Genomic DNA, 8,246 nt, shown 5'->3' with positions numbered 1-8,246 from the left:
CGGCGGTTATGTCGGTGGCGTCGTTCATGGGCGCCGATCCTATGCGGGCCGCGTCCGCGCCTCGTCGGGGCGGAACCAGTGCGGGTAGCGGGGGGGGCAGTAGGGGGTCAACCGGCATACACCGGAACGACGTCCTCGAACTGCACTGCCCAGGCGTCCGCCAGCGGCAGGCGGAACTCGGACCCGTCCCGGTCGGCGTACGCGACCTGGAACCCCTCCGTCGGCGGCCCGTCGGTCCCGCCCGACAGCAGTCCTAACGCACGTGCCACGACCCGCCAACCCCACCCCACGACGAAAGGTTCACCCTGCAAGGCGCATGATCACATGAAGAGTGAGGCTGCAAGACGAAGAGATCCGAGTCGAACCACATCTCGCCGTACCTGACCGAACACATCAAGCGGTTCGGCGAGTACAGCACGCACGAACTCGGCATCGAGCCAGAGGCGTACGACCCGAAGCTCGACGTCGACTTCACCCCGCCGCGCGAGCCGGACCTGACTACCGCTGGCATCGGCAAGGCCGCCTGAGTACCGAAGGACTCCCACCAGCCCGCCCCGTACGCACGGGTCGGCGCCTCTACAGTGCCTCCCAACTGTTGAGGCTGCCCGTGCAGAACGGTGTGCCCCCGGAGCGGGTATCGACCCCGGGGGCGCCATGAGGAGGGCCAGTCACGTCTTGGACTTCTCCGGGCCGGCCGAGGTCGGCGCTGGCGTCACGGGGGTAGGCGCGACGGGGCGACGCGTGGTCCCCAGGTGCCATAGGAGGGTGAGGGCGGTGACGCTGGCAGCCACCAGCCCAAGTTCGGCCGGGGCGAGCCCGAACCACTCCTGTGCCAGCCCGCCGAAACCGCCGCCGAGGGCGACGCCGATGTAGAGCGCGGAGGAGTTGAGACCGAGCAGGACCGGCGCGGCGGCGGGGCTGAGGGCGATGAGCCGGTGCTGCTGCGGGACGACGATGACGCCGACACTCACGCCCCAGACCGCCGCCCAGACCAGGGTGGGCGCGAGGGCGCGTGTCGCCAGCGAGGTCAGTGCCAGGGCGAGAGCCGCGAGGGCGAGGGAGCCGGTGAGGACGCGGGCGGAGTCGTGACGGTCGACCAGGCGTCCGGCGGTGATGTTCCCGGCCAGGGTGCCGACGCCCCAGGCCAGCAGGATCAGGGTCAGTAGCGACTCGTTGCCGCCGGTGGCGTCCCGCAAGGCCGGGGCGATGTAGGTGTAGAGGGTGTAGGCACCGAGGAAAGCGAGGGAGGTGACCGCCAGCAGTGCCAGTACGCGGCCCTGCTTGAGCGGACGCAGGCGGTCGGGCAGGGAGGCGGCGGGGAGCGTCACGCTGGGGAGGCCGACGATGATGCCGACGATCGCCAGCAGGCCGATCCCGGCGACGGCCCACAGGGTGATGCGCCAGTCGGTTCGGCCGATCAGCGTGCCGAGCGGCAGTCCCAGCGCGGTCGCCGAGGTCAGGCCGCCCAACACGAAGGCCAGGGCCCGGCCACGGCGTTCCGGCGGAGCGATGGCCGCCGCGGTGCTGGAGGCAGTGGAGGTGATGATGCCCGCTCCCACGGCGGTAACGATCCGAGCGGCCATCACCACCTCGTAACTGGTGCTTAGGGCGGTGACAGCGTTGCCGATCACGAACACACCCAATGCGATCAGCAATGCCGACCGCCGATCCATGCCGCTGGTGAGGGCCCCCATCACCGGCGCCGACAACGCCAGTGTCAAGGCGAAGACCGTCACTAGCTGACCGGCCGCCGGGGTGGACACTGCAAGGTCGGCAGCGATGGAGGGGAGCAAGCCCGCGATGACGTAGCCGTCGGTGCCGACGGCGAACGTCGCCAGGGCCAGGGGAAGGAGTCGTTTCAGCAAGGATCGTTCCGCCTTTCCGGAGTGCCGCGTAGGTAGGTGATCGGCACTGTAAGCAATACATGGATGCTTGTCCATGAATCAATGAGTGGATAAGCTTCGGTCCTGGCACGGACGGAGGGAAGCGATGCGTGAGGTGTCCCAGCCGGCGACCGAGGCGATCCGGATGGTGGAGGTGCTGCGTGCGCTGGCCGATCCGGTGCGACTGGAGATCATCCAACGGCTCGCCGTGACCGGTGAGGAGCCCTGCAACGCCATCGGTGGCGACCTGGACGTTCACCAGACGACGCTGTCCCACCACTACAGGGTGCTGCGCGAGGCGGGAGTCACCTGGACGACCGTCAAGGGCCGATCCCGGCTGGTGCGGCTACGCCGTGACGACCTGGACGCGTTGTTCCCCGGCCTGCTCGACTCCGTACTGAACGGAGCTCGCCGCACGCACCCAGCCGTAGAAGGCTGACACCCGACGTCGCGCTCGCGGCGGCCTGGGCAAACTCTTCCACTCAACCCGCGAGGGGAAAGGGAGGGCGGTGCCATCAGGCAGCCGGATCAGCTCTGTTGCTCGCCATAAGCCGTCACCCCCGACAAGTAGCTGTCGGTAATCACCGCTTCAATCTGTGACGTCCACCCTTCCAAAGGGCCATCGCAGTAAATGCCGGATTTACTGCGGCAGAGCCCCTACCGTGATCACCGCGACCTGCGGCGGGCTACTCCGGCCGCCGGGGCGAGGTGTACGCATTTACTGCGGTAGTGCCGGAAGGGTAGGGGCAGCGCGACAATCGAACCGGCGACCGAACGCGGGAGTGGGGACGCACTTGGGTTGCCGCACGCTCGGGTCGTGCCCCTGTCCGCCCCGCCCTCGTCGTACACCGCGGCGGTCGAGCGCTACCTCACTGGCGCGGGCATCGCGAAGTCCTCCGCGCGGATCTACCTGATTCCGCTGATGACGTGGGGATGGATGCTCACCGGCGAACCCGCGCCGACCCCATCGGCTCACCCCCGGCGCGACCAGGGGGCCGCCGTGCCTGGGCGCCGAGACATCCACCGTCAGCTCGTGCGACCACAGCAGGTGGAACAGCACCGGCAGGACCGCAAGCGGCTCACCCGCCTCCGCGGCCCCGTCATCAGGGGCAGCGGCTCGGCGAACACCTCCCGCAGCCGCGAGGCGGCCGACTCCACCCGGTGCCGGGGGTGCCGGTAGCCCGACAGCCACCGCACGTTGCGGACCACGACCGGGTCTGGGGCGCCCAGCAGCCGGAACTCCCACCCCACCTCGGTACAGGCCACCGCCGTCGCCTCGAACTTCACCACGTCCCGCGGGCTGCGGCGTTCAGCCGGGCGGCAGTCGACGATCACGGCCGTCCCGTCGTCGCGACGGGCGAAGTAGTCCGGCGCGTGCGAGAGAGGCCGCCCGTTCGCCGCCGCCCAGAACAGCCAGAACGGCTGCGAGGAAATCCCCGCCACCGCCGGGTCGAAGTCCAGCAGCATGACGTGGTCGCGCTCCAGCCAGGACTCGTACCCGACGTGCCCGCCCGTCGTCGCCGACCACCACAGGCCCGGCAGGTTGCGCTGTCGGCGGTACGACGCGAAGACGCGTACGGGAAGAGCGTGCTCGAACGGCACGGCCCACGCCTCCACCAGCGGACGCCGTAACTCCGTCCCGTCCGGAGCTACGTACGCGACCTCGAACCCGGTCGCTGGCGGCCCCGCAGAACCGCCAGGCAGGACCTCTAACGCACGGACCACGACTGCCTAACCCCACCCATCACCGCAAGGTAACTCTTCAACCCGCAAGATCCCCCGCAACATACAGCTGCAATCCGCAGCCTCCACAGTCACAGGACAACGTGTGTCCGTTGAAGTTCATCGTTGCATCGGCCTGCAGTGCTGATCTGTGGGATGAAGGAACACGAAGCCCGGGGTGAGCTCGGTTCGTGTCATTGGATCTTGCATTTCCTGTGGTGGTAGACGCGTGCTGGAACGCGAACCGCCGTGAGCTGCCTTCCTGTTAGGCCATGAGGCGGAGGGCGAAGGCCGGGGAGTGGGTGAAGATCTCGTCAACTTGGGCATCGGCGAAGAGTGTGGGATGGAACTCCGTGGCCTGCTTGGGGCCGTAGAGCGGCGAGTGCACTGTTCCCCCGGGCGCGACCAGCTTCAGCTTGGCCTTGGCGTTCGCCGCAGAGCCGAGGGGTTTTCGGGTGTCCTTGTGGCAGGTCAGGTCGTGGTGAGGCGTTTGACGTCGCGGAGGATGGGGGCGGTCTCGGTGGTGTCGATGGGGAGGGGGCCGAGTTTCTCGTCCATGTAGCGGTACAGGTCGTAAGGGTCGCGGAAGAGGCCGCTGGCGACGAGGTTGGAGGGGCCGGTGGTGGCCGCGGCGAATGCGATTTCGGGGTGGGTGGCCAGGGCTTTGCCGACGGTGCGCAGGTGGGTGGGGGAGACGCGTAGCCACAGGCGGGTGTTCATGTGGTAGCCGAGGAGTTCGGGGTCGAAGTCGATGGCGAAGCTGACGGCGCCGGTGGCGCGCAGGTGGTCGAGGCGGCGCTGGACGGTGGAGGTGGACCGCCCGGTGGTGGCGGCGAGTTCGGTGATGGACATGCGCCCGTCGGTGGCGAGCTGCCCGAGGAGTGCGTAGTCGGTGGTGTCCAGGGTGACCGGTTCGGTGCTGGTGTCGGGGTCGGCGGCGAGCAGGTGGGCGTCGGTCCCGAAGCGGGTGGCATGCCAGGTGCTGGCGGCGCCGGTGAAGATGTGCAGCAGGCAGTGGGCGGTGACGGAGCTGACCTGTGGGGTGCGGGGGAGCTTCTCCAGCAGCAGGACGTTGCGCTCGTGGCGGCTGCGGGTGTTGACCGCGCAGTTGATCTAGGTACCGCCGGAAGCGAGGGTGACCCAGCTGGTGTCGGGGCGGCGGGCGAGGGCTTCGGCGATCGTGGTGGCGGCGTGGGGCACGGTGTGCAGGCGCAGCAGCCAGCGGGTCAGGCCGAGGCGGGAGGGGACGGGTTGGGCGGTGATGCGCAGGCCCAGGCCGCGCAGGCGCTGGTAGCGGCGGGTCACGGTGGTCTCGGAGGCCCCCAGCATCGTGCCGATGCGGGCGAAAGGGGCGCGTGGGTCATGCTGGAGGATACGCAGGAACTGGTGATCCATCTCGTCCAGGCTGACGGATTCCACTCGTATCTCCGATCCTGATGTGGGTTCTTCCCGGGATCCAGGATATGACTCGGGCTGGAGGGTGATGCGGCTGGAAGGTGGGGGCGTCCCTCTTCCCGTCTGAGTCACGAAGGCAGTTCTTCATGCGTACCTTGGCCCCTTCCTCTCGCCCGGCCCCTCAAGGCGGTGATCCCGGACCGGCTGCGGGCCGTGGGCCGCGGTGGGCGGTGCTGGTCCTGGCGTGCCTGGGCCAGTTCCTGGTCATCCTCGATGTGTCGGTGATGAATGTGGCGATCCCGCCGATGCGCCAGGACCTGGGGATGAGTCCCTCGGCCCTGCAGTGGGTGACCATCGCCTACGTGATCCCGTTCTCGGGGTTGATGCTGCTGTTCGGGCGTCTGGGTGACCTGTGGGGTCAGCGGACGGTCTTCATCACCGGCATGGCCCTCTTCACGCTCGCGAGCCTGGGCGGCGGGCTGGCGCAGGAGCCGTGGCAGATTCTTGTGGCCCGGGCCGCGCAGGGCGTGGGGTCGGCTGCCGTCGCGCCGGTCACGCTCACGCTGGTGAGCACCGCCTTCACCGAGGTTGAGGCCCGCTCGCGGGCGATCGGCACCTGGGCTGCGGTCGCTTCCGCCGGAGGAGCCGCAGGCAGCCTGGTGGGCGGGGTGCTGGTGGAGTACCTGTCCTGGCGCTCGGTGTTGCTGATCAACGTGCCGGTGGGCCTGCTGGTACTGGTCGGCTCCCTGGCCTGGCTGCCCAAGGTGCGTCCGGCCGGCTCGGCGAAGCTGGATGTGCCGGGGGCGGTGCTGGTGTGTACGGGACTGGCCGCGCTCACGTTCGGCATCAGCCGCTCGGAGACCGCGGGGTGGCAGGCGGCGGGCACGCTGCTGCCCTTGATCGCCGGGGTGATCCTGCTGGCGCTGTTCGTGCTGGTCCAAGCACGCACTGCTGCGCCGCTGATGGCGCTGCGGCTGTTCGCCAACCGCAGCCTGCGCGCGACCACGGTCGGCATCCTGCCGGTGGGGGCGATGTTCGTGGTGATGTGGTTCTTCCTCAACCTCTACGCCCAGAACGTCCTGCACTACTCCCCGCTGCAAGCGGGCCTGTCCTTCCTCCCGCACTCGCTGGCGATCGTGCTCGCCTCGAAGACCTCGGCCCGCCTCGCCCGGCGCGCCGGCCGCACGATGCTCATCACCGGGGGGCTGGCCCTTGCGGCGGCCGGATCGCTGTGGCAGTACGCGGCCCTGAGCGCCGATGGCACCTACCTGACCGCCTTCCTGCTGCCCGGCCTGGTGATGTCCCTGGGCCTGGGCTACGCCGCCACCGCACTCACCTCCCTGACCACCGACTGCGTGGCCACCGAGGACACCGGAGCTGCCTCCGGCATCAACAACACCGCCCGCCAGATGGGCGGCGCCCTGGGCCTGTCCATCCTCTCCGCCGTCGCCGCCTCCCACACCGGCCACGGTGCGACCCCCGGCAGCCCCGCACAGCTGGCCGACGGCTACGCGCTGGTCTTCCTCATCACCGCCTGCGCCTTCGCCCTGACCGCCGCCGTCATGCCGGCGATGCTTCCCTCCCGCACCGGCCAAACCGCCCGGTGAACCACGCCACCCCTCAATCCAGCTCACATCCAAGGAGTGACATGTCTGTCTTCGACATCGAGATCGGCGCCCTGGCCGGCGGACCGGCCGACCTCGCCCAGTACCGGGGCAGGGCTGTTCTGATCGTCAACGTCGCCTCCCAGTGCGGCCTGACCCCCCAGTACGCGGCACTGGAGAAACTCCAGCAGCACTACGCGCCGCGCGGCTTCACCGTCCTGGGGGTGCCCTGCAACCAGTTCATGGGCCAGGAGCCCGGCACACCCGAGGAGATCGCCACCTTCTGCTCGGCCACCTACGGCGCCTCCTTCCCGATGACGCAGAAGACCGACGTGCACGGCGAAGGCCGCCATCCTCTCTACGCCGAACTGATCACCACCGCGGACGCCGACGGATACAGCGGGGAGGTCCGCTGGAACTTCGAGAAGTTCCTCATCGCCCCCGACGGCACGGTCGCCGCCCGCTTCAGCCCGCAGACCGAACCCGACGCACCCCAGATCATCGCCACTCTCGAACAGGTCCTGCCTGCCTGACCACCACCCGCGGGGTGGGCCCACCACCGCACGACCCGGCCGGCCCACCCCGCGCTTACCGATCCCGGAAGGAGTGTGCGAAGCAGGCCGGGCATCCACCTCTGCGCGCCCTGGCGCTGGGCTACGCGAGCTATGGTGCGCCTACCCCGGGTAAGGCGCTGGAGATGTTGTCGCAGGCGGCACAGGATGTGCGTGGGCACGGTAACGCGACCGCAGCGGCGTGGGCGTTGGGGCGGTATGCGGAGGAGGCGGCGCAGTCAGGGGACGATGCCGGAGCCCTCCGGGCCCTGGAACAGGCGAGATTCGCGTATGACTTTGCGAATCACACGGGCGAGCAGGCGTGGGTTCGCTTCGTGACGCCGTACCGGATGGACTCACTTGCGATTTCGGTATACGGCGAACTCAAGTGCCAAGAACTGACGGTTACAGCCGACGCTGCGGTCGAGCGCCTCGGTAGAGAATTGCCCGACTCTGGAGTGGTGGTCCTCGGGGATCTGGCCTCGGCGCTTCTGCGCGGCGGCGACGTAGACCGTGGGGTCTACGTCGCGCGGCAGTTCGCAGCAGCAGCGGAGTCAAAGCCGAACACCATGGGACGTCAGCGGGCGCAGAGCATCGCTGCCTGGCTCCCCGACACGGAGCGCGACCTGGCTGGCCACCTACTGGCGTTCGCGTCGTGAGCCATCATGGCGCGCAGGCTCGGTGACGGTGAGGTGCCGGGGGGCGTGCCCTACTGCGGATGAGCCTCCTCGACCACCCAGGACAGGTACGCCTCCGACCCTCCGGTCACGGGCAGCGTGATCCACTGGGGGACGTCATACGGATGCTTCTCGTGCAGCCACGCCTCCAGTGCCGGGAGACGGTCTCTAGTAGTCATGTACGAGATCCGCCACTCCTGCGCTGTCTCGACCTCCCCCTTCCACCAGTAGAAGGCGGTGATCGGCGCATCAATGTGAACGCCCGCTGCCAGCTTGCTCTCGACCGCGCCCCGGGCCAGCGCCTTCGCTTGGTCCTCGTCGTCCCTGGTTGTCTGCGCGATCACAATCTCGTGGGCCATGCAACTGCCTCTCCAGCTCGGGTACCGCGACCCTATCCAGCCGACCAGTGCACGC

General features: G+C 69.0%; 11 protein-coding genes and 1 pseudogene. 5 read left to right on the top strand and 7 right to left on the bottom strand.

From position 1 onward, the window contains the following. Nucleotides 1-107: 107 nt before the first annotated feature. Both ACFVYR_RS01410 and ACFVYR_RS01405 read right to left on the bottom strand, forming a co-directional pair. The gene (locus tag ACFVYR_RS01410; RefSeq protein ID WP_384247437.1) at nucleotides 108-269 is read right to left on the bottom strand and encodes a hypothetical protein; all 162 of its coding nucleotides are present in this window, start codon (nucleotides 267-269) and stop codon (nucleotides 108-110) included. A gap of 399 nt (nucleotides 270-668) precedes the next feature. Beyond that, on the bottom strand, nucleotides 669-1,865 hold the full coding sequence (locus tag ACFVYR_RS01405) for an MFS transporter (RefSeq protein WP_384247435.1): 1,197 nt from the start codon (nucleotides 1,863-1,865) through the stop codon (nucleotides 669-671). A gap of 124 nt (nucleotides 1,866-1,989) precedes the next feature. Between ACFVYR_RS01405 and ACFVYR_RS01400 the strand changes: the two genes are divergently transcribed. After that, complete coding sequence (locus ACFVYR_RS01400; protein ID WP_384247433.1) at nucleotides 1,990-2,322, top strand: ArsR/SmtB family transcription factor; 333 nt, start codon at nucleotides 1,990-1,992, stop codon at nucleotides 2,320-2,322. 587 nt (nucleotides 2,323-2,909) lie between these two features. On the opposite strand, the gene ACFVYR_RS01395 is transcribed toward ACFVYR_RS01400, so the two are convergent. From ACFVYR_RS01395 to ACFVYR_RS01385, 3 genes are all read right to left on the bottom strand, one after another. Further along, entirely contained in the window at nucleotides 2,910-3,485 is a 576-nt protein-coding gene (locus tag ACFVYR_RS01395) for a TnsA-like heteromeric transposase endonuclease subunit (RefSeq protein ID WP_384247430.1), read from the bottom strand. A 385-nt stretch (nucleotides 3,486-3,870) separates the two neighbouring features. Beyond that, nucleotides 3,871-3,993, bottom strand: a complete 123-nt coding sequence (locus ACFVYR_RS01390; RefSeq protein WP_384247428.1) for a hypothetical protein — start codon at nucleotides 3,991-3,993, stop codon at nucleotides 3,871-3,873. An 83-nt stretch (nucleotides 3,994-4,076) separates the two neighbouring features. Further along, nucleotides 4,077-4,508, bottom strand: coding sequence for an Lrp/AsnC family transcriptional regulator (locus tag ACFVYR_RS01385; RefSeq protein ID WP_384247985.1), 432 nt, complete (start codon nucleotides 4,506-4,508; stop codon nucleotides 4,077-4,079). On the opposite strand from ACFVYR_RS01385, the gene ACFVYR_RS01380 reads away from it, so the two are divergent. After that, entirely contained in the window at nucleotides 4,498-4,722 is a 225-nt protein-coding gene (locus tag ACFVYR_RS01380; protein ID WP_384247426.1) for a hypothetical protein, read from the top strand. The genes ACFVYR_RS01385 and ACFVYR_RS01380 overlap by 11 nt on opposite strands. On the opposite strand, the gene ACFVYR_RS01375 is transcribed toward ACFVYR_RS01380, so the two are convergent. Then, nucleotides 4,719-5,000 (bottom strand): Lrp/AsnC family transcriptional regulator, encoded by a 282-nt coding sequence (locus ACFVYR_RS01375; protein WP_384247423.1) that lies wholly within the window; start codon nucleotides 4,998-5,000, stop codon nucleotides 4,719-4,721. The genes ACFVYR_RS01380 and ACFVYR_RS01375 overlap by 4 nt on opposite strands. A 230-nt stretch (nucleotides 5,001-5,230) precedes the next feature. On the opposite strand from ACFVYR_RS01375, the gene ACFVYR_RS01370 reads away from it, so the two are divergent. From ACFVYR_RS01370 to ACFVYR_RS01360, 3 genes and pseudogenes are all read left to right on the top strand, one after another. Continuing rightward, entirely contained in the window at nucleotides 5,231-6,607 is a 1,377-nt protein-coding gene (locus tag ACFVYR_RS01370; RefSeq protein WP_384247421.1) for an MFS transporter, read from the top strand. A 41-nt stretch (nucleotides 6,608-6,648) separates the two neighbouring features. After that, entirely contained in the window at nucleotides 6,649-7,137 is a 489-nt protein-coding gene (locus ACFVYR_RS01365; RefSeq protein WP_384247418.1) for a glutathione peroxidase, read from the top strand. A gap of 56 nt (nucleotides 7,138-7,193) precedes the next feature. After that, a pseudogene (locus ACFVYR_RS01360) lies at nucleotides 7,194-7,814 on the top strand (transcriptional regulator); the annotation flags it as partial. A 50-nt stretch (nucleotides 7,815-7,864) separates the two neighbouring features. Here the strand turns inward: ACFVYR_RS01360 and cutA are convergent. Further along, the gene (gene cutA / locus ACFVYR_RS01355; RefSeq protein ID WP_384247416.1) at nucleotides 7,865-8,191 is read right to left on the bottom strand and encodes a divalent-cation tolerance protein CutA; all 327 of its coding nucleotides are present in this window, start codon (nucleotides 8,189-8,191) and stop codon (nucleotides 7,865-7,867) included. Between the last annotated feature and the right edge of the window lie 55 nt (nucleotides 8,192-8,246).

Origin of the sequence: Streptomyces sp. NPDC058284 (assembly GCF_042881135.1) — a bacterium.
Classification (GTDB): Bacteria; Actinomycetota; Actinomycetes; order Streptomycetales; family Streptomycetaceae; genus Streptomyces.
The sequence above is the reverse complement of the archived record's forward strand: the minus strand, read 5'-3'. Positions and strand labels throughout refer to the sequence as shown.

Bases quoted from the DNA above. Each gene is read 5' to 3' on its own strand.
- ACFVYR_RS01400 (WP_384247433.1), top strand. From the start codon at position 1,990: ATGCGTGAGGTGTCCCAGCCGGCGACCGAGGCGATCCGGATGGTGGAG.
- ACFVYR_RS01375 (WP_384247423.1), bottom strand. From the start codon at position 5,000: ATGGATCACCAGTTCCTGCGTATCCTCCAGCATGACCCACGCGCCCCT.
- cutA (WP_384247416.1), bottom strand. From the start codon at position 8,191: ATGGCCCACGAGATTGTGATCGCGCAGACAACCAGGGACGACGAGGAC.
- ACFVYR_RS01365 (WP_384247418.1), top strand. From the start codon at position 6,649: ATGTCTGTCTTCGACATCGAGATCGGCGCCCTGGCCGGCGGACCGGCC.